Source organism: Janthinobacterium sp. PSPC1-1 (assembly GCF_049897625.1).
GTDB classification, from domain to species: domain Bacteria; phylum Pseudomonadota; class Gammaproteobacteria; order Burkholderiales; family Burkholderiaceae_D; genus Janthinobacterium; species Janthinobacterium tructae.
On sequence record NZ_JAFCWP010000001.1, the window covers coordinates 1053406 to 1072817 of the forward strand.

Sequence of the window (19412 nt, forward strand, 5' to 3'; positions counted from 1 at the left end):
CCGATCTGCATCGGGCCATGCTGGTTGCCAAAGTGCGCCAGGAAGCGGAAAAAGATTTACCCACCTTGACCAAGGCGGAACTGGCCGAACTGTTGTTCGAGCAAGTAGGCCTGAACAAGCGCGAAGCGAAGGATATGGTCGAGACCTTTTTCGACGAGATCCGCAATGCGCTCGAGCGCGGCGAGGCCGTCAAGCTGTCCGGTTTCGGCAATTTCCAGTTGCGTGACAAGCCGCAGCGGCCGGGTCGCAATCCGAAGACGGGCGAAGAGATTCCCATCACGGCACGCCGTGTCGTGACCTTTCATGCGAGCCAGAAGCTGAAAAGCATGGTCGAAGAGACCAGTCCGCTGGCACGTGCTGCCTGAGTGAGTGGCGATGAACGAGCGCATCAGTAAAACCGAGTTGATCGCCTTGCCGCCCATTCCGGCGAAACGCTATTTCACGATCGGCGAGGTGAGCGAGTTGTGCGGCGTCAAACCGCACGTACTGCGCTACTGGGAGCAGGAGTTTTCCCAGCTCAAGCCGGTCAAACGACGTGGCAACCGCCGTTATTATCAGCACCATGAGGTGCTGCTGATACGCCGGATCCGCGAATTACTGTATGAGCAGGGCTTTACCATCAGTGGCGCGCGCAACAAACTCGATAGCCGTGGCGCATCGCATGCCATCGTCGACGAGTTGCCTGTGCTGCCGGCCATGCCTGTCGTGCCGCAGGAAGTACCGCTGGACCGCGTGTGGATACGCAATGAATTAATTGCGATTTTAAACTTGCTAAAATAAGATTTGTACCAATATAGGTCGGGTTGTCCGGTACCGGCCGAGTAGTTTGCATGGGTTTGCGCCCGCTGCCGGTACTCTGCGGCGCGCCATATTTTGAATATAATGTTAATGTTGCGTTTTTGTTAGTGACGCTAAGCCGGAGCAGCGTGCAGGTTCCGGTAGTCTTTCCCAGGCCAGGAAAATTTAAGGGGAAACAATGATACGCGTTGCCATTTGTGATGATCACCAAATAGTACGAGCTGGATTCAAGCAGATTTTTTCGTCGTCAAGCGATTTCAGTGTGGTGGCGGAAGCCGGTACCGGGCGTGAAGCGCTCGACATCGCCCGCCGCGAAATATGCGATGTATTGCTGCTCGATATCGCCATGCCCGATCAGAGCGGCATCGATACCTTGCGCACGATTCGCCAGGGCCAGCCGGAATTGCCCGTGCTGATACTCAGCGGCTATCCCGCGCAGCAATACGCGCTGAACCTGTTCAAGATGGGCGCGAATGGCTATCTGAACAAGGAATGCGAAGCCGATGAGCTGATGACGGCCGTGCGCACCGTATTCCAGGGGCGCCGCTACGTCAGTTCCACCGTGGGCGAGTTGCTGGCGCAGTCGTTCGACCGCGACACGAATGCCGCCTTGCATACGGAATTGTCGGACCGCGAGTTCCAGGTCTTCCTGCGCCTGGCGCGTGGTGCGACCGTGTCCGATATCGGCGTGGCCTTGTCGCTGAGCATCAAGACGGTGAGTACTTACCGTACGCGCATCATGGAAAAAATGGGCTTGCAATCGAACAGCGACTTGACCTATTACGCAATGAAAAACAATTTGCTTGACTAGCGCTGCGGTGCGATCATGGAAACATGATCGCTCAGCCAGCTAGCCAGCACGACTTGTGCAGTGCAGCAGTCTGTGGCGAGGACTATAATTGGCCGGCGCCGGCGCTTTTTCTTGCGCCGAACCTTGCTAAGGATGCACATCAGGATGTATTTCACCGTTGAACCGGCCCCGAATCACCGCCTGCCCCTGTACAAGACGATCCTGTGCGTCACTTGCGCCTTGCTGCTTGTACTCAATGGTTTCAGTCTCTATCATAATCTGCAGTCGCTGAAGGGCACGAATGCCTTGCTCAGCCAGAGCGCCCGCGTGGCGGACCGCCTGCAGTACTTGAACGTACTGGTGCTGGACGCGGAAAGCAGCTTGCGCGGCTATTTCATTTCCGGCTCCGAAACGTATCTGGGACCGTCGAAGACGGCTTCCACCGAAATTGACAACGAATTCAACGAGCTGCAAACCTTGCTCGCGGGCAGTCCCACGCAGCTGAAAAATCTGGCGCAATTAAAGAGCTTGATCCGTCGCAAGATGTCGATGCTGCAACAATCGATCGACGTCTATAAGCAGGGCGGGCTGGCTGAAATTGTGAATATCTCGCGCGTGACCGATGACCGCGCCACCATGGACGAAATCCGCCTGCAGGTGGTGATCATGACGCGCGAGCAGAATGAAGCGCTGTCGTCCGGCAGCGCCGCCTTTTACCATGAGTACCAGAAAGCCGTGCTGCTCGGTATCGGCATCAATGCCCTGGCCATCCTGGTGCTGATCATGTTTTACCAGCTGGTGCGGCGCAGCTTCCAGAACCGTGCGGCCGTCGAGTATGCCCTGCAAAATGCCAACGACACCCTGGAATCGACGGTCAGCAAGCGCACGGAGCAGTTATCCGTGCTATCGCGCCATTTGATCAGCGTCAATGAAGTGGAGAAGGCGCGTCTGGCGCGTGAGCTGCACGATGAGCTGGGTGCCCATTTGACATCGATCAGCATGGACCTGGGCGCCGTCACGCAGCAACTGGCGCACACGCAGCCGGAACTGGCCGCGCAATTGCGCCGCGCCAAGGCAACCCTGCTGGAAACGGTAGAATTGAAGCGCCGCATCGTCGAGGATTTGCGCCCCAGCCTGCTGGACAACCTGGGTCTGTGCGCCGCCATCGAAAGCTATTGCGAGGATTTTGCGCGCATGAGCTCGGTTCGCTGCGAAACGGACGTGGCCATCAATATCGATAACCGCGAAGCCACCCTGACGATTGCCCTGTTCCGCATCGTGCAGGAATCGCTGACGAATATCCTCAAATATGCGCGCGCCGGCATGGTCAGCGTGACCTTGAAACGCAATGAACACGGCCTGGTGCTGCGCGTCATCGACGACGGCATCGGCATCACCGAAGATGCGCTGCAAAAACCCATGTCGCACGGCTTGCTGGGCATGCGCGAGCGCGCCTTGTTGCTGGGCGGCACCCTCACCGTGCGCCAGGGGCCGGAAGGCAAGGGGACTTGCGTGGAAGCCGTGATTCCGCTGCCGCTGACGCCGGAGCCGGAAGAGCTCGACGAAGACGCCAGCGTTTAACTGTGCAGGGACGAAAAAATGGCCGGGCGTGTAGCCCGGCCATTTTTTTATCTATTCAGATCAGCAGCGGATCAGCAGCGTGATACGTCGCGCAGCAAGCGGTCGTATTCCGTCTTGGCCACCTTGTAGCACTCGCCCGCATAGCATTCCAGGCCGGCGCGGTCCAGCACCGTGATATTGCCGCGGCGATAGTGAATCAAACCTTCATCTTGCAGCTTGCCGGCGGCGGCCGTGATGCTTTCGCGGCGCACGCCCAGCATGATGGAAATGAGCTCTTGCGTCACTTTCAGTTCGTTCGATGGCGAACGGTCCAGGCGGTCCAGCAGCCAGCGGCACAGTTTTTGCTCGATTGAGCTGTGGCGGCCGCCGACGGCGTTCTGCGCCATTTGTGCAAACAGGGCGTTGGTGTAGCGCATCAGCAACTGGGGCAGGGCGCCGCCTTGATTGAAGGCGTTGCGCAAGCTTTGTGTTTTCAGGCGATAGCCGTAGCCGGCGCTTTGCACGACGGCCGTGCACATGGCGCGCTCGCCTGCCAGCAGCGAGGCACCGGCCACGCCTTCATGGCCGACGACAGCGATTTCCGTCGTGGCGCCATCTTCCATCACGTACAGCAGCGAAATGATGGCGGTGGTGGGGAAATAGCTGTATTCCAGGTTGTTACCGTAGGCATACAGTTCCTTGCCGAAAGGCAGTTCCACCAGTTCCAGGTCTTCGAACAGCGATTCGAGCGCGGCGCGTGGCAGGGCGGCCAGCAATTCATTTTGTTGGGCACTGCTGAGGCTAACCCGCGACGCAAGCTTGATTTCCCGTCCAGCCGCCGGCATGGCGCGCGGCAGCAACTGGTTTTTCTGGACCGGGGTGATAAGTTGAGTATGGCTCATAGTATTCCTCACAGGCTTTTTACATCGGAGTGCGACTGCCGCGTTGCTGGTTGAAAATTGTGCCGCATCCATCGGATAACAGTGTTTTTTTCAACCGCGCGGTGCAGATCGCGATGTAGCTACTTTAAAAGCTTATGTAAGTGGCGAACATAAGATTAGCAGTCGCCACCTTGTAGTCTCTTTTGAGGCGAAATTGTAGTCCTTGTCCTACATGCACACTTTAGCCTAGCTAGCCTTGCGCCGTTCTGCGCGATTTTGTGATATGACGCGCGGCTTATTGGCGCTCCACAGGCCGGCCGGACGCACGCTGGGCAAGCCGTCTCGCATGCTCGCGGCGGGTGTATGGCGCGTACCAGGCGCCTCGTGTTCGCCCAGGCGGAAGCGGCTGACGGCCTGCGTCAGCGCCTCGCCTTCCTGGTGCAGGCGCTGCGAACCGGCGCGCGCCTCGTCGACCAGGCCCGCGTTCTGGCGCGTCATGTCGTCGATTTGCGCCAGCGCCTGGTTGATGCGGGCGATCTCGCCATTCTGCTCGGCGCCAGCGCTGCTGATGCGCCCGATCACCACGGCCACCTGCTGCACCGCATCGACGACTTGCCGCATGGTGTTGCCGGCGGCATTGACGAGGTCGCCGCCCGCATCCACGGTGGCCACGGAATCGCCGATCAGGCGCTTGATTTCCAGCGCCGCTTCGTTCGAGCGCTGCGCCAGGCTGCGCACTTCGGACGCGACGACGGCAAAGCCGCGTCCTTGCTCGCCCGCGCGCGCCGCTTCCACGGCCGCATTCAGGGCCAGGATATTCGTCTGGAAGGCGATGCCGTTGATGACGCCGATGATGTCGACGATCTTGTGCGAGCTGGCCTTGATCGAGGCCATGGTCTCGACCACGGCACCCACCGTTTGCCCGCCGCGCAGGGCCACGTCGGCCGCCGTCGCCACCAGGGTGCGTCCCTGTCCCACATGGGCTTCGTTGCGGCCCACGGTGGCCGTCAGCTCGCGCATCGAGTCCACCGTGGCGCCCAGCGCGTCCGCTTGCGTGGCCGTGTGGCCGGACAGGGCCGCATTGCCCTGCGCGATATCGGCGCCGGCCGCCGCGATGACGGCCGCGCCGCCGCGGATTTCCTGCACCAGGGTGGCCAGGCCGTGTGTCATGGCGCCGAAGTCGCGCACCAGGTCGCCGATTTCATCATGCGCCTGCGAGGTGATGCGCTGCGACAGGTCACCGGCCGCCGCCGCGCCGACGGCCACGCGCAATTGCGTCACGTCGCGCGCGAACGCGGCATAGAAGCCCGCGCACAGGTAGGCGGCGGCCAGCAGCACCAGCAGCATGGCGGCCAGGATCAGGCCGCGGCGCGCCTCGTCGCGGGCGATGCGCTGCGCCAGCAAGTCGTCCAGCGCGCTGGCCGAGGCGCCGGAGAGCGCGTGCAGGGCGTCGATGGCTTGCATGCCGGCCGCGTGGAATTGCGCGCCCGAGGTCTGGTCGTAGGAATTCGTCACTTCATTTTTCGTGCGTTCGAGGAAGGCCAGTGCCGTCGGCACGGCTTTCAGCGCCGGCTGCAGGCTGGCGCGCAAGGCCGGCTTGGCGGCGAGGATTTCGTCGAAGCGGGCCGGCAGGCGTTCCAGTTCGTGGCGCGCGATCAGGGCGTTGGCGTTGACGAGTTGATCTTCGTTTGCTTCGAACAGGCCCGTGTCGATGTAGGCGGCGCCGCGCCCGGCGATGTCGGACAGGCTCTCGGCCAGGTCGGGCAGGGTGGCCGTGAAGACGGCGCTCAGGTGGTTGGCGCCCGCGTCCGGGTCGAGGCTCAGGTGCGAACGGTCGGCCACCAGCTGGCCCAGTTTGGCCGCCTGGCGCAGCAGCGCCGTGTGCGCCGCGTAGCTGTCGCGCGCCGCGAGGCCCGCCTGGCGGCCCAGCAGGGCTTGCCACTGCTTCGTCAGCTCGGCCGCCTGGGGCAGGCCGGCGCCGGCCGGCAAGCGCGCCAGGGACGCCAGCGCGGCCGTGATGCGCGCATTCAGGGCCGAGTTGTCCATGCCCGCCTTGCCGCTCAGGCGCAAGTGTTCCAAGCCGCGCCGTTGCTGCAGCAGCCGCGTGCCTTCCTGCAGTTGGCGCACATAAGCCACGCCCCGCTGCGCATCCTGCGCCTGCGCCAGCGACTTGCCCAGCTCCGAGATCAGCAGGGTGGTCGCCAGCGCCAGCGGCAGCAGGAAGACCAGGCAGACCAGCATGAATTTGGGCAGCAGGCGCAAGCGCTGCATGAGGCGGATGGCGGGGGTAAGGAGGATTTTCATCGGTTTTCCAGGGTAGGGTGACAACATTTCTGCAATGCAATGTTGCCTGCGGATTGTGACCCCTTGATGAAGTGGGCAATTTTGCTTTCCGCCCGAGTGAAGCAGTTCACACGGAAGTGCGATCCTTCTGTAAAATCGAGGGTTTTTTGCGAGGGCCATATTATGGTCACCAATATGGCCAACGAGAACGACATCACTACCCCCGATTCCAGCGACAATGCGGACAACGCCGCAGCGTCAGCCAGCAGCAAGGCGCCTGCCGTGATCGCGCGCGAAGTGGCGCGCCGCCGCACCTTCGGCATCATTTCCCACCCGGATGCGGGCAAGACCACGCTGACGGAAAAACTGCTGCTGTTCTCGGGCGCGATCCAGATGGCCGGTACCGTCAAGGCGCGTAAATCGGGCCGCCACGCGACGTCGGACTGGATGGAGATCGAGAAGCAACGCGGCATTTCCGTCGCCTCCTCGGTGATGCAGTTCGAATTTCGCGGCCACGTCGTCAACCTGCTCGACACCCCCGGCCACCAGGACTTCTCGGAAGATACCTACCGCGTGCTGACGGCAGTCGACTCGGCGCTGATGGTGATCGATGCGGCCAAGGGCGTGGAAGCGCAGACGATCAAGCTGCTGGCTGTCTGCCGCATGCGCAATACGCCCATCGTCACGTTCATGAACAAGATGGACCGCGAGACGCGCGATCCGCTGGACCTGCTCGACGAACTCGAATCGGTGCTGAAGATCCAGTGCGCGCCCGTCACCTGGCCTATCGGCATGGGCAAGAACTTCCGCGGCGTGTATCACCTGCTGAACGACGAGATCATGCTGTTCAAGGCCGGCGAAGAAAAAGCCGACGGCGCTTTCGAAATCATCAAGGGCATTGACAACCCGCGCCTGCAGGAGATGTTCCCGCTGGAGATGGACCAGTTGCGCATGGAAGTGGAGCTGGTGCACGGCGCGTCGAACCCGTTCAACCTGGAAGAATTCCTCTCCGGCGTGCAGACGCCCGTGTTCTTCGGTTCGGCCATCAACAACTTCGGCGTGCGCGAGATTCTCTCGGCGCTGGTCGACTGGGCGCCGGCGCCGCGCGAGCGCGACGCGACCGTGCGGTCGGTGGCGCCGTCCGAGCAGCCGTTTACGGGCTTCGTCTTCAAGATCCAGGCGAACATGGATCCGGCGCACCGCGACCGCATCGCCTTTTTGCGCGTGTGCTCGGGACGTTTCGAGCGCGGCATGAAGGTCAAGCACTTGCGCCTGGGGCGCGAGATCAAGGTGTCGAACGTGGTGACCTTCATGGCTTCCTCGCGCGAACAGGTGGAAGAGGCGTACGCGGGCGACATCATCGGCTTGCCGAACCACGGCAACATGCAGATCGGCGACAGTTTTTCCGAAGGCGAGATGCTGACCTTTACGGGCATTCCCTACTTCGCGCCAGACTTCTTCCGCTCAGTGCGCATCCGTAATCCCTTGAAGATCAAGCAGTTGCACAAGGGTTTGCAGCAGCTGGGCGAAGAGGGTGCAGTGCAGGTCTTCAAGCCGGTGCAGGGCGGCGAACTGGTACTGGGCGCCGTCGGCGTGCTGCAGTTCGAGGTGGTGGCGAGCCGCTTGCTCAACGAGTATGGCGTCGACGCCGTCTTCGAAGGCACCAGCATCAGCAGCGCGCGTTGGGTCAGCTGCGACGACAAGCGCATCCTGCAGGATTTCGAGAACGCGCTGGGCCACAACGTGGCCTACGATGCGGCCGGCAACATGGCTTATCTGGCCACGTCGGGCGTGAACCTGCGCCTGACGGAAGAGCGCTGGCCGAAGCTGACGTTCCACGCGACGCGCGAGCATTCGGCGAAATTGGCTTGATGTAGAGGTGGCGTCGGGTTACGCGCTAGCCCGACCTGCGCTTTGAGGTGCGGGTGATGTCGGATTACGCGCTGCGCGCCTCGGCGGCCCCGCTAATCCGACCTACGCCGACTTGCCTGTTCATTGTGTAGGTCGGATTAGCGGCGGCACGCCGCGTAATCCGACACCATCGTTGGCGCAATTCAAGCCGACATGACGGTGCGCGTACTCCAGTCGCGCCGCTCCAGCAGCAATGCCGTCAACTGCGCCGCCGTCATGGGGCGCGCAAAGAAAAAGCCCTGCACGTTGTCGCAGCCGGCTTTTCTCAAAAACTCCACCTGCTGCAGCGTTTCCACGCCTTCGGCCACCACTTTCAGATGCAGGCTGTGCGCCATAGCGATGATGGCCGTGACGATGGCTTCGCCTTCGCCGGGCAGGTCGTGCACGAAGCTGCGGTCAATTTTCAATTGATCGATCGGCAGGCGCTTCAGGTACGACATCGAGGAATAGCCGGTGCCGAAATCGTCGATCGACAGGTGGATGCCCGTGTCCTGCAGGCGCCGCATCAGTTCCACGTTGGCGTGGATATTGTCCATCAATACCCCTTCCGTGATTTCCAGCTCCAGCAAGCCATGCGGCAGCTGCGTCTCGTGCAGGATGGCGCGGATATCGTCCATCAATCCCGGGTCGCGCGCCTGGCAGGCCGACAGGTTGACGGCCACGTGTTCGAGCGAATCGAGCAGGCCGGCCTTGCACCAGCTGGCCGCCTGGCGGCAGGCGCTTTGCAGCACCCAGCGTCCCAGCTCGACGATGATGCCGCTTTCCTCGGCCACGGGGATGAATTCGCTGGGGCTGAGCTGGCCCATCTCGCGGCAGTTCCAGCGTATCAGCGCTTCCACGCCGACGATGCGCCCGCTGCGCAAGTCGATCTGCGGCTGGTAGTGCAGATACAGCTCCTCGTTTTGCAGGGCGCGGCGCAGGTTCGCTTCCATGCGCAGGCGGCGCTGGGCGCGCAATTCCATTTCGGCCTTGAACACGGCATAGCGGTTCTTGCCCTGGTGCTTGGCGTGGTACATGGCCGTGTCGGCATTGCGCGTCAGGGTGGCCACGTCCTGCGCATCGAACGGATACAGGCTCACGCCGATGCTGGCGCTGACATACAGCTGGTGGCCTTCCAGCGCGAACGGCGCGGCCAGCACGGCCAGGATCTTGCGCGCCACACTGGCCATTTCCGAAGCGTCGTCGGCCGGTTCGACGATGACGACGAATTCGTCGCCGCCGATGCGGCAGATGATGTCGGTGCCGCGCAGGATCTCCACCAGGCGTTCTGCGACGAGTTTGAGCAGCTGGTCGCCGCAGTGGTGGCCCAGCGTGTCGTTGACCACCTTGAAGTTGTCCAGGTCCAGCAGCAGCAGTCCCACGCTGCTGTCCTGGCGGTCGGCGCGCGCCAGCGCGTAGGCCAGGGCGCCGTTGAATTCATGGCGGTTCGGCAGTTGCGTGACAGGATCGACGTGGGCCAGGTAGTGCAAATGGCTTTCCGCTTGCTGGACAGCGGTGCGCGTGCGGCGCACCATCAGGACCGTCAGGCCGAACGCACACAGGCAGACCAGCAGGGTGAAGGCGGCAAATTGCGCCAGGCTGCCGAACAGCGGCGCCAGGCTGGCGCGCAGATACAGTGCGCCGCCGCCGGGCAGGTTTTGCAGGAGGGCGGCGCTGCCGTCCAGGTAATCGATTTGCTGACCGTTGCGCGGCGCCGTGGGCACGGTATCGCTGGCGCTGCGCGCGTAGCGGGCGAATGGCGTGCCATACGGACTGTAGAGCAGTGCTTGCCGGACATGCGGGGCGGCGGCGAGGGGAGCGAGCACCTGTTGCGCCGCAAGGCGATCATCGTGGCGCATGGCCTGGGTAGCGGCTGGCGCCAGCATGTCGGCCTGGATGCGCAGGTCGCGCTGGAGCGATGCCTGGAGGGAAAACAACTGGAAGAGGATCAGCAGCAGGCTGGCCGTGGCCAGCATGGCCGCTGCGGCCAGCAGGTTCAGCCTGGCTATCCGGTCACCGCGCAACTGCACCGAGGGTAGCATCAATGGCACCATCATGACGCATTCTCCTGCCGGCCACGCTTGCCGCCACCCCGTGTGATCCCGCCTCGCCCTGCCATACTTTACGTTCCAGTCTGATGAAAACCGAAGTGAGCCGGAACTCTCAACGTGTTGTTAAGGCCGATATATTGTCATTTCGCAGCGTGAAAGTACAGGGCACGCGGCAATTTAGTCGCCATGCCGCAGGCCGGTAGCCGCATGCAAGGCGACAAGTCAGGCGGAAAAGGCGGGGCGTGTCTTTCTAATAATAATGTAATCTGAATTTTAATCCTTTTTTTAGCGGCGGGTTTTTTCCCCTAAAAACATGCTGAAGGTAAACAAAATGTCATGCAGAGTAACTTGAATGCCTGCAGCCGTCACGGCAGGGATTAACTTTTTGTCCGTATCGGCCATTGCAAGTCATTGATTTTAATAAATTTTAATGAAGAATGCGAGAACGCTATGGCCTTGCTCCGCGAGTTCGTCCATAATCCGCTGATGATGGACGTTCTGATGCTGTTTATTTTGTCTGCTGCGGCCAAGTAAACTGCCGCCAGCAAAACCGGACGTCGCCCTAATGATCAATAGTGAGGATATCTTGGAAAAAAAACCAAAAATTATTTTGTCGTCACAAGACCTGGAACGACTGGAAGCGTTGTTGTATGCCTTGGGAAATAACTTGTCGCCGGACAAGGCCGCCTTGCTCGATGAGCTGGGTCGTGCCGAGGTGCTCGAGCCGCAAGAAATACCGCCCACCGTTGTGACGATGAATTCCACCGTGCGCTTCACGGTGGAAAACAAGGAGGAATTCTGCCTGACGCTCGTGTATCCGAAGGATGTGGACGGCCAGGCCGACCGCATTTCCGTGCTGGCGCCAGTCGGCAGCGCGCTGCTGGGCTTGTCTGTGGGCGACAGCATCGCCTGGCCCATGCCTGGTGGCGTGGTGAAGGTGAAGATCGAGGAAATCGTGTATCAGCCTGAACGGGCCGGCGAATACCACCGCTAGGCATCGATGCGCAGATGGCGGACGGCGCCTGCCGTTCGCCTGCCAGGCCGTGCCGGGAGCGGATTTAACTGTTTCTCTGCACGCGCACCACCAGCCATCCCGCCACGACAGTAAACGTGACGATGATGGCAACGATGATCCAGAAGCCCTGCGGGTGCTGGGCCAGCGGAATTCCCCCCACATTCATGCCCAGCATGCCGGCGATGATATTGATCGGCAAGGCCAGCACGGTGACGATGGTCAGCACGAACAGGCTGCGGCTGTTTTCCTCGTTGACCCTGGCGGCAATCTCTTCCTGCAGCAGCTTGATGCGTTCTTGCAAGGATGACATATCGCTGAGCACCACGGAAAATTCTTCCGTCGACTGGCGCAGTTCCAGACTGTCCAGCTCCGACACCCATGAAGGCGGGCGTTGCAGCAGGCGGAACAGGGCTGCCGGTTCCGGCGCCAGCAGGCGCTGCAGCCGCACCAGCACGCGCCGCATGGCGCCCAGGTCTTCGCGCTTGGGCACCAGGCGCCCGGCCAGCAAGTGGTCTTCGATATCGTCGACCCGCGCCACGGCATCGCGCACGATATTGACCAGCACGTCGGCCTGGTCGCGCAGCAAATGGATCAGCAATTCCACCGACGAGCGGATCGGCTCGTGGTTCTTGATGACGGCCTGGCGCAAGCGCTCGATCGACTGCAGCGGCGCGCGGCGCGCCGTGATGACGAGGTCTTGCGCCACGCTGGCCCACATGGTGGAAATGTCCGACGCTTCGAACGAGAAATTGTGCACCACATCGTTGACCACGGCGATGAGGGTGTTTTCCGCCTGTTCGATGCGCGTCGAGCGGGAACCCTGGTGCAGCGTCTCATAGAATTCGTCGGCCAGCTGCGTATGCGTCATCAGCCATTTTTCGCTGGCTGCGTGCGATAAATTGAAATGCAGCCAGACGAATTCCTGCGCCGGCCTGGCCGCGCCATCGGCCAGCCAGGCCAGCGCCGCCGCCGAGTCGAGCGCCAGCGGTTGCGCCTCGCGGCCAAACAGGAAGCCCCAGACCAGGCCCGAGGTATCCGAGCCGTAAGTAAAACCGGCAGTTTCCATCGCCATCGTGAATCTTTCTCGCGCAGTGTGATTGATCGTCGCGCGATTTTAATACACGGATGTGTCCGGAAAATGACAAGGCCACCGCGATGGGTGGCCTTGTCTGGACTACAGATGCGTATTAATTGCGGCGGGGGTTATCCGGACGCCGGTCATCGCGGTTCGGTACGCCATCGCCGTCGCGGTCGTGGCGGTTGCCATTGTCGCGGTCATAGCGGTTGGGGATGCCGTCGCGGTCGCGGTCGCCGTTCGGACCGCGTGGCGACCAGCGGCCTTGCTCCATCTGCCAGCGGCCATCGCGCTGGTTCCAGGCGGGTGGCGCATACGCATAGCCGGGGCGTTCGGCGATCCACACACCCGGCGTCCAGGCGTAGCGCTGGCTGCGCCATTCCCAGTGACCCGGGGCCCAGACATAGCCATGGCGGGCGCGCGGCATGGCTTCGCGGCGCGGTGGCGGCGGGGCGATGCGGATGTCGTCATAGCGCACGGGCTGCACTTGCGCGGCGACCCAGCCACCACGGTCCAGGCGCCAGCGGTTGTTCTCTTGTATCCAGGCGGCGCGGCGGTACTGGTTGCCACCCCGTTCGCGCAGCCATTCGCCGCCGCTCCAGACATGGCGCTGGCCGTCCCAGTTCCAGTAGCCCGGTGCCCAGACATAGCCGGCGCGCGGTGCGGGGGCGCTTTCAAAGCGTGGTGGAGGCGGGGCGTTGCCGACGACAATGCTCACGCCGAGCTGATTCTGTGCCATCGCCTGCGCCGGCAAAAAAGCCGCGGTGCTGATGGCGAGCATGGCTGCTGCGTAGAGTGCGATGGGTTTCATGGTGTGCTCCATTTCGGTGATTGCGTGAAATGGACTATAGGCGTTTGCTGGCGGTTTTTCGCCTTTGATTCAACTTATTACAATTGACACAATGCTGTGTGTCCGTGTATCCGTGGCGGATACAAATGGCGGCCTGGCGCGTGGCTATTTACGCTGCGCCAGGCGGCATACGGTCAGCATGGATGGCTCACAAGGTGCTGGCGGTGGTGTTGCCCAGCAAGGCTTGCCGTTCCTCGATCAGCGAGATTTTCTTTTCCTGTTCCGTCAGGCGCTTGGCGCTGACCACCACGACGGGGATGGCGCTCGCTTGCGCCACAGCGGCGGTCCTGGCTGCCGATGGCTGCATGAAGCTGACATAGCTGGCGCCGCAGGCGACGGCGACGGCGACGGTGAAGATGGCTTCCATGTTTTTCAACGTTTTCATGATGGTTCCTTTCGGGTGGCGGGTGGGTATGCATGCACTGTAGCCAAGGGCGCGCCAGCGTGCCATGCAGATGCGACCAGCCGTGGTTTTGGCGGGATGGCCTGCAAAAAAACGGCGCTGAAATGCCTGCACCAGGGCTGGCGGGCGACCGCTTGAATTGAGGCCTAATTAGCCCTGTATCCGTGCATATGAATGCAATTGCTCTATGGCATTATTTGACACTGCACAGTGTTGTGCGCCTGTTGTGCGCCGAGTTCTGCACACGCGGCGCGCGGCAGGTGCTGCGCCAGCTGTCCTGCTAGAATCGGCATGGCAGCCGTGTTGCGCACACTTGCGCACACAATCATTCTCATCAGGAGTCACACATGTTCCAATTGTTTGGTTTTGGCGGCGCCCGCTGCCCGCGCTGCGAGCACAAGAACGGCGCTGCCGCCGGCTATTGCGCGCAATGCGGCTTGTCGCTGGGCGCCCCCGACAGCGACGCGGTGCTGCATGCCAACCAATGGCATCTTGCTGATGGGCAACTGGCCCTGTTCTTCGGCGTGCGCGAACTGTCCTCGCTGTTCGGCGGCGCGGCGCGCCGCCTGCAGGTGCCCGCCGAGTCACGCGCCTGGATCGTGCAATCGGACGCTTTCACCTTGATACCGGCCGGCGACTACGACAGCGCCGCCTTCTTTGCGCGCCTGCCCGCGCTGCTGCCGGCGCGTCCGGCCGAAGTGCTGATCGCGCGCGCCGATGCCGTGCATCTCGAATTCGACCTGCCCGGCCTGGCCAGCACGGAACTGCTTAACGTCGCCGCGTCCTTGCGTATCGATATCGCGCTGGGCCAGCCCGATGCGTTCGCGCGCCAGTTCATGCGCGCGCCGGGCGCCGTCACGCGCGCCCACCTGCACGCCTTGCTGCTGCCGTCCGTGCGCCAGATTGCGCTGGAATTCATCGGCAGCCGCGCGCTGCGCGAGATGGACGCGAATGCCGACTTGCGGCCCGAATTGAACGAACGCCTGCAATCGGCGCTGACCCAGCGCCTGGCGCCATCCGGCCTGGCCGTGGCGCGCGTGGAGACGCTGGCGCTACGCCATGACAAGCGCGACGGCAACGCCGACGCCGCCATCGGCACGCTGTGGCTGGGTGGCTTGCCGGCGCAGGAACTGGAACAGCACAGCCTGGAACGCATGAAGCAGCTCGACCAGCTGTATGACGAGGAAGAGTGGCAGCGCATCCGCCGCGAAGAACTGGCGGCGCGCCATGCGCACCGGCGCACCGAACTGCGGCAGGATGCGACGCTGGAAAAAGCCGAGCTGGGCCACCAGGAAGCGGAGCGCCTGCAAGCGCTGCGCGGACGCCAGATCGACCTGTATGGCCGCATTCTGGAAGCGAAATCGCGGCGCCAGGCGCTCGACCACGGCGCCGCGCTGGCGCTGGGCGAGCTGGAACAGGAACTGGCGCAAAAGGGCGCGCAGCGCGCCGATGAAACGGCCAACTGGGAACACGTGCGCGCGCTGGCCGCCATCAAGATGCGCAGCGAGCTGGAATTGTCGCAGCTGCATGGGCGCGAGCAGATCCAGCTGGCGCAGCAGCGTTTTACGCATCAAGTCCACTTGCAGTCGATAGCGCAGCAGATCGAAAGCGCGCTGCTGATCGACGACGAGACGGGCCGCCGCACCCAGCTGGCGCGCCTGCGCCAGGCGCAAGCGGATGCGGCCCAGCGTGAGGCGCAACTGGAGGCGGAGCAGCACCAGGCCGCCTGGCAGGGCCTGATGCTGGCAAATGCGGCGCGCAAGCGCGAGGCCGAGCGGGTGCAGGAGTGGGAAGACCAGATGCAGCTGGCGCGCCAGCGCGAATTGCTGCGCGCCGAGGCGCACAAGGATGAAGCGGCGCAGGTGCAGGCGGCGGAAATCGCGGAAAAAGTGGCGGCGCTGCGGCGCGGCGGCGCGCGCGAAGACGCCATCGCGCAGCAGGAAAAGCTGTTGCGCACCATCGAGGCCGACGGCGTGCACGCGCGCCAGCTGCAGCAGCAAACGCAGCTGGCGCAGCTCGATGCGCTGGCCATCGAGGAACAGCGCCAGCAGCTGCGCCAGCTGGAACAGGAAGCGCAATGGCAGCGCGATTTGCTGGCCATGGCGCAGCAGCGCGAAAGCGATTACGCGCGCTGGAAGGGCGAGTACGAGGCCTTGCTGGCGCAGCAGGCGCATGCGGCCGCACTGGCGCGCATCGACATCGACCGCATCGAGAAAATCGGCAGCTTGAGCGACACGGGCAAGCTGGCCATGGCCGCCGGGCAGAACGCGGCCGCGCTGGCGCAAGTGCTGAAAACGCAGCTGCAGGCCGGCATGAGCGCCGAGCAGATTCACGCGCTGGCGGCGCTGGCGGCGGCCGAGAACGGCGTCGCGCCGCTGGACGCCATGCGCATGGCGCAGGACAGTGTGGCGCAGGAGCGCAGCTACCTGGAAGGCCAGGCGGAACGCGAACGGCGCCAGCAGCTCGACCTGATCAACTTGCAGAACGCGGCGCACGCGCATGGCCTGTCGGCGCAGGCGCAGCTGGGCGTGGCCGTGGCGCAGGCGCTGCAGCCAGGCGCTGCCTCTGCCGCGCCGGCCCGCTGCAAGAACGGCCATGCGCAGCGCGCGGGCCATCCGGAAGATAAATTCTGCGCCGCCTGTGGCGTCGCCCTGCAGCCTTGATGGAAGCGTTTCACCCCAGATGATGCAAAAAGCACGAGACAAACTGCGGGAACTGCGCGCCCTCCATGACGACGGGCTGCTCAGCGAGCAGGAATTTGAACGCCGCAAAAACGCCATCCTCGACGCCGAGTACGCGCCGCCAGGCGCAGCACCCGTGGCCGTGCCGCTGCCGGTGCGCCAGGGCACGGAGCTGGGCTTCATGACGGGCCAGGAAATCGGCCCGCAAAACCGCCGCTACCGGCTCGAACGGCTGATCGGCACGGGCGGCATGGGGCAGGTGTGGCAAGCCACCGACCTGGCCACGCACGCGGAGCTGGGCAGCAGCGAAATGGTGGCGCTGAAGATCTTGCCGCCGCAGCTGACGCAAAGCGCCACGCACGCCAAGTTGCTGATCGAGGAAGCGACCCAGGCGAGAAAACTCGCGCATGAGAACATCGTGCGCGTCTACGAGTGGGCGCAGGATCCGGCCACGGCCAGCTATTTCATCATCATGGAATGCCTCGATGGCGAAGACCTCGAGCACTACCTGGGCCGCCAGGGCGCGCTGCCGCTCTCCAGGGTGCAGGAATTGCTGCAGCCGGTGGCCGAGGCCCTGTCGTATGCGTGGGAAAAGCACAAGCTGGTGCACCGCGACATCAAGCCGGGCAATGTCTTCCTGACGGCGAAAGGCGATATCAAATTGCTCGATTACGGCATCGCGACGCGCGTGCGCAATGCGGACAGCAGCCTGGCGCTGGACATGCCGAATGCGGGCACGCACGGTTATCGGGCGCCCGAGGCAGGCGCCAACCAGCGCCAGCCCAGCCCGCGCCTGGACGTGTATGCGGTGGCCGTGATGATTTACCAGATGCTGGAAGGGCGCATGCCCTTCGACGATGCGCGCAGCGCCAGCCATCTGCCCTCGCCACCGCAGGCGCTCAATGCGGCGCAGTGGCAAGTGCTGCAGAACGGTTTTTCGCTGACGGCAGAATTGCGGCCGCTATCGGTGCAAGCCTTGCTGGAAAATCTGGAGCGTGCCGCCGGGCCGTCGCCGGAAGAACTGGCGGAACAGGCGCGCCAGCAGCAGGCGCGCACGGCGCAGCAACAACGGCAGGCGGCGCTGGCCGCCGAACAGGCGCGCGAAGAAGAGATCAAGCGGGCCCGGATACGCCAGGAAGAACTGGACCAGCGGCGCAAGGCGGAAATCCATGCCGCTGCGCTGGAAAAGCAGCGGCAGGACAAACTGCGCCGCGAGCAGGAAGCGCAGCGCCATTTCGAAGCGGAAGAGGCGCGCAAGCTGCGCAAGGAAGCGCTGCGCGGCCAGTTGCGCGCGCGCCGCGAAGCCGATGCCGCCACCGCCTTGCAGGAACATCAGGAATTGCAGCGCAAGGCCATCGTCGCCAAGGCGGAGGCGGCCTATCGCGCCGAGCAGGAACGCGCGCGTCGCGCAGAGGCCAGCCGCGCCGCCGCGTCTGTCCCTGCGCCAGCATCCGCGCCGGCGCCAGAAGCGGAATCGGAACCCGAACATGTGCAACCGGTGGCCAATGCCGAAGGCATCTTGCGCGACGATTTTCTCGATGGCGCGGGGCAGGGTCCGGAACTGGTGCTCATTCCCAGCGGCCGCTTCCAGATGGGCGCGCACGAGACGGAGCACAAGGCTGCCATCCAGGCCGGCTCGCAGCAGGCATGGCTGGAGCGCGAAACGCCGCAGCACTGGGTTGGCATCGAGCGCCCATTCGCGCTGGCGCGCCACCCCGTCAGCGTGGGCGAATGGCGCGCTTTCGTCAAGGCGACCGGCTGGGCGGGCGGTTCCGAGACGGACTGGGACAATCCCGGCTTCGTGCAGAACGACCTGCACCCGGTGGTGGGCGTGAGCTGGAATGACGCGCAGCTATACCTGGCCTGGCTCAGCGAGCGCACCGGGCGGCAGTATCGCCTGCCCAGCGAAGCAGAGTGGGAATACGCCTGCCGCGCCGGTACGCGCACGGCCTTCAACGTGGGCGACACGATCAGCACCGAGCAAGCCAATTACGACGGCCTGTATGTCTACAACGGCGGCCCACGCGGCGTGTACCGGGGCGGCACCACGCCGCTGGGCAGCTTCGCGCCGAATTCCTGGGGCCTGTTCGACATGCATGGCAATGTGTGGGAATGGGTGCAGGACGTGGTGCACGACAATTACGACGGCGCGCCAGTCGACGGCAGCGCGTGGGAAGAGGGCAGCGACAGCAGCCGGCGCATCCTGCGCGGCGGCTCCTGGTTGTATCACCCGCGCTATCTGCGCTCGGCCCTGCGCAACGCTTTTTCCACCGTGCTGTCGAACGATATCGTGGGCTTTCGGGTGGCGCGCACGCTCGATTAATTTATTGTTAAATCTGTCATCTTGGCGGATACTTCATGCATCCTAACCGTGCCGGAGTGTCCGTGTTCAAACGCCGCCTGCTGTCCTTGCTGTTCGCCTGCCTGCCCGTCTCCGCCCTGGCCGGCGACTTGCCCTCCTATCCCTTCATCCATGCGACGGGGACGGCGTTCAGCTTTGTCTTGCCCGACCTGGGCGAGATCGATTTCGACGTCAGCGTCTTCGACCCCTCGCCCGAAGCGGCCACGCTCCTCGTGCAGACGCGTATTACGGAAGTCAAGGCGCTGCTGGTGGAGCAGGGCTTGCCCGAGGCGGCTGCCGGCATCGAGGTGCGCGACGTGCGCAAGGAAATCCGCAAGGGCGCGGAACAGGACCCGGCCAACCCGCAATACCTGATCAAGGCCAGCGTGCATATCAACGTGATGGACCTGTCGAAATGGCCCGCCGTCATGCGTCCGCTGCTGGCCATGCCCAACCTCGATGCGTTTGCCGTCACCTTCGGCGCCACCGAACGCATCCGCCTGGAAGAGGAGTTGATGGGCGAAGCCGTCAAGGATGCACAGCGCAAGGCCGACGCCATGGCGCGCGGCTTCGGCAAGCGCGTGGGCGCCGTGGCTGGCATCTCCTCGGACCAGCTGAAAAACCTGGGTAATGCGGTGGGCCTGGTGCCGTCCGACCGTTACCAGCGCGCGAACAGCCGCCAGCGGCAAAATCCCGACGACATGCTGATGGTCACCAGCCTCAAAATGGCGCAGACGGTCGACGCCGTGTTCCGTATCAAATGAGCCGGTAGCAGGGGAGCTGGCTGCGCAAAG

At 63.3% G+C, this 19412-nt stretch carries 15 protein-coding genes; 9 read left to right on the top strand and 6 right to left on the bottom strand.

Going from position 1 to position 19412, the window contains the following annotated elements; all coding sequences use genetic code 11:
* Nucleotides 1-17 precede the first annotated feature (17 nt).
* The 4 genes from ACP7EG_RS04785 (at nt 18) to ACP7EG_RS04800 (ending at nt 3169) form a co-directional block, all read left to right on the top strand.
* The gene (locus ACP7EG_RS04785) at nt 18-365 is read left to right on the top strand and encodes an integration host factor subunit alpha (protein ID WP_010399205.1); all 348 of its coding nucleotides are present in this window, start codon (nt 18-20) and stop codon (nt 363-365) included.
* 10 nt (nt 366-375) lie between these two features.
* Nucleotides 376-780 carry a MerR family transcriptional regulator gene (locus ACP7EG_RS04790; protein WP_426086636.1) on the top strand — a complete coding sequence of 135 codons (405 nt, stop codon included), beginning with the start codon at nt 376-378 and terminating at the stop codon, nt 778-780.
* A gap of 196 nt (nt 781-976) precedes the next feature.
* A complete protein-coding gene (locus ACP7EG_RS04795; protein ID WP_034783185.1) occupies nt 977-1609 on the top strand; it encodes a response regulator in 633 nt (210 codons plus the stop codon).
* A 144-nt stretch (nt 1610-1753) separates the two neighbouring features.
* Nucleotides 1754-3169 (top strand): CHASE3 domain-containing protein, encoded by a 1416-nt coding sequence (locus tag ACP7EG_RS04800; RefSeq protein WP_426086637.1) that lies wholly within the window; start codon nt 1754-1756, stop codon nt 3167-3169.
* 71 nt (nt 3170-3240) lie between these two features.
* Here the strand turns inward: ACP7EG_RS04800 and ACP7EG_RS04805 are convergent, their stop codons facing one another.
* Nucleotides 3241-4050: a Crp/Fnr family transcriptional regulator gene (locus ACP7EG_RS04805; protein WP_071076667.1), complete on the bottom strand. Its 810-nt coding sequence runs from the start codon at nt 4048-4050 to the stop codon at nt 3241-3243.
* A 225-nt stretch (nt 4051-4275) separates the two neighbouring features.
* A complete protein-coding gene (locus ACP7EG_RS04810; protein ID WP_426086638.1) occupies nt 4276-6333 on the bottom strand; it encodes a methyl-accepting chemotaxis protein in 2058 nt (685 codons plus the stop codon).
* Between the two features lie 162 nt (nt 6334-6495).
* Here ACP7EG_RS04810 and ACP7EG_RS04815 point away from each other — a divergent pair, with 162 nt between their 5' ends.
* The gene (locus ACP7EG_RS04815; RefSeq protein ID WP_373629862.1) at nt 6496-8184 is read left to right on the top strand and encodes a peptide chain release factor 3; all 1689 of its coding nucleotides are present in this window, start codon (nt 6496-6498) and stop codon (nt 8182-8184) included.
* Between the two features lie 182 nt (nt 8185-8366).
* Here the strand turns inward: ACP7EG_RS04815 and ACP7EG_RS04820 are convergent, their stop codons facing one another.
* The gene (locus tag ACP7EG_RS04820) at nt 8367-10259 is read right to left on the bottom strand and encodes a putative bifunctional diguanylate cyclase/phosphodiesterase (RefSeq protein WP_426086639.1); all 1893 of its coding nucleotides are present in this window, start codon (nt 10257-10259) and stop codon (nt 8367-8369) included.
* A gap of 580 nt (nt 10260-10839) precedes the next feature.
* Between ACP7EG_RS04820 and rnk the strand changes: the two genes are divergently transcribed.
* Nucleotides 10840-11247: a nucleoside diphosphate kinase regulator gene (gene rnk / locus ACP7EG_RS04825; protein ID WP_167389686.1), complete on the top strand. Its 408-nt coding sequence runs from the start codon at nt 10840-10842 to the stop codon at nt 11245-11247.
* 64 nt (nt 11248-11311) lie between these two features.
* Here rnk and ACP7EG_RS04830 read toward each other — a convergent pair whose 3' ends face one another.
* From ACP7EG_RS04830 to ACP7EG_RS04840, 3 genes are all read right to left on the bottom strand, one after another.
* Entirely contained in the window at nt 11312-12340 is a 1029-nt protein-coding gene (locus tag ACP7EG_RS04830; RefSeq protein WP_170840458.1) for a transporter, read from the bottom strand.
* A gap of 115 nt (nt 12341-12455) precedes the next feature.
* A complete protein-coding gene (locus ACP7EG_RS04835; RefSeq protein WP_426086640.1) occupies nt 12456-13154 on the bottom strand; it encodes a hypothetical protein in 699 nt (232 codons plus the stop codon).
* A 187-nt stretch (nt 13155-13341) separates the two neighbouring features.
* Complete coding sequence (locus ACP7EG_RS04840; protein ID WP_426086641.1) at nt 13342-13578, bottom strand: hypothetical protein; 237 nt, start codon at nt 13576-13578, stop codon at nt 13342-13344.
* 365 nt (nt 13579-13943) lie between these two features.
* Here ACP7EG_RS04840 and ACP7EG_RS04845 point away from each other — a divergent pair, with 365 nt between their 5' ends.
* Genes ACP7EG_RS04845 through ACP7EG_RS04855 form a run of 3 tightly spaced genes read left to right on the top strand, consistent with a single transcriptional unit; the run spans nt 13944 to nt 19382 of the window.
* Entirely contained in the window at nt 13944-16259 is a 2316-nt protein-coding gene (locus ACP7EG_RS04845) for a hypothetical protein (RefSeq protein ID WP_426086642.1), read from the top strand.
* 19 nt (nt 16260-16278) lie between these two features.
* Nucleotides 16279-18600, top strand: coding sequence for an SUMF1/EgtB/PvdO family nonheme iron enzyme (locus ACP7EG_RS04850; RefSeq protein ID WP_426086643.1), 2322 nt, complete (start codon nt 16279-16281; stop codon nt 18598-18600).
* Between the two features lie 35 nt (nt 18601-18635).
* Nucleotides 18636-19382 (top strand): SIMPL domain-containing protein, encoded by a 747-nt coding sequence (locus tag ACP7EG_RS04855; RefSeq protein WP_426086644.1) that lies wholly within the window; start codon nt 18636-18638, stop codon nt 19380-19382.
* The last annotated feature ends 30 nt before the right edge of the window (nt 19383-19412 follow it).

Coding starts and splice junctions, on each gene's coding strand:
- ACP7EG_RS04785 (WP_010399205.1), top strand. CDS start 18: ATGCTGGTTGCCAAAGTGCGCCAGGAAGCGGAAAAAGATTTACCCACC.
- ACP7EG_RS04790 (WP_426086636.1), top strand. CDS start 376: ATGAACGAGCGCATCAGTAAAACCGAGTTGATCGCCTTGCCGCCCATT.
- ACP7EG_RS04795 (WP_034783185.1), top strand. CDS start 977: ATGATACGCGTTGCCATTTGTGATGATCACCAAATAGTACGAGCTGGA.
- ACP7EG_RS04800 (WP_426086637.1), top strand. CDS start 1,754: ATGTATTTCACCGTTGAACCGGCCCCGAATCACCGCCTGCCCCTGTAC.
- ACP7EG_RS04805 (WP_071076667.1), bottom strand. CDS start 4,050: ATGAGCCATACTCAACTTATCACCCCGGTCCAGAAAAACCAGTTGCTG.
- ACP7EG_RS04810 (WP_426086638.1), bottom strand. CDS start 6,333: ATGAAAATCCTCCTTACCCCCGCCATCCGCCTCATGCAGCGCTTGCGC.
- ACP7EG_RS04815 (WP_373629862.1), top strand. CDS start 6,496: ATGGTCACCAATATGGCCAACGAGAACGACATCACTACCCCCGATTCC.
- ACP7EG_RS04820 (WP_426086639.1), bottom strand. CDS start 10,259: ATGATGGTGCCATTGATGCTACCCTCGGTGCAGTTGCGCGGTGACCGG.
- ACP7EG_RS04830 (WP_170840458.1), bottom strand. CDS start 12,340: ATGGCGATGGAAACTGCCGGTTTTACTTACGGCTCGGATACCTCGGGC.
- ACP7EG_RS04835 (WP_426086640.1), bottom strand. CDS start 13,154: ATGAAACCCATCGCACTCTACGCAGCAGCCATGCTCGCCATCAGCACC.
- ACP7EG_RS04840 (WP_426086641.1), bottom strand. CDS start 13,578: ATGAAAACGTTGAAAAACATGGAAGCCATCTTCACCGTCGCCGTCGCC.
- ACP7EG_RS04845 (WP_426086642.1), top strand. CDS start 13,944: ATGTTCCAATTGTTTGGTTTTGGCGGCGCCCGCTGCCCGCGCTGCGAG.
- ACP7EG_RS04850 (WP_426086643.1), top strand. CDS start 16,279: ATGATGCAAAAAGCACGAGACAAACTGCGGGAACTGCGCGCCCTCCAT.
- ACP7EG_RS04855 (WP_426086644.1), top strand. CDS start 18,636: ATGCATCCTAACCGTGCCGGAGTGTCCGTGTTCAAACGCCGCCTGCTG.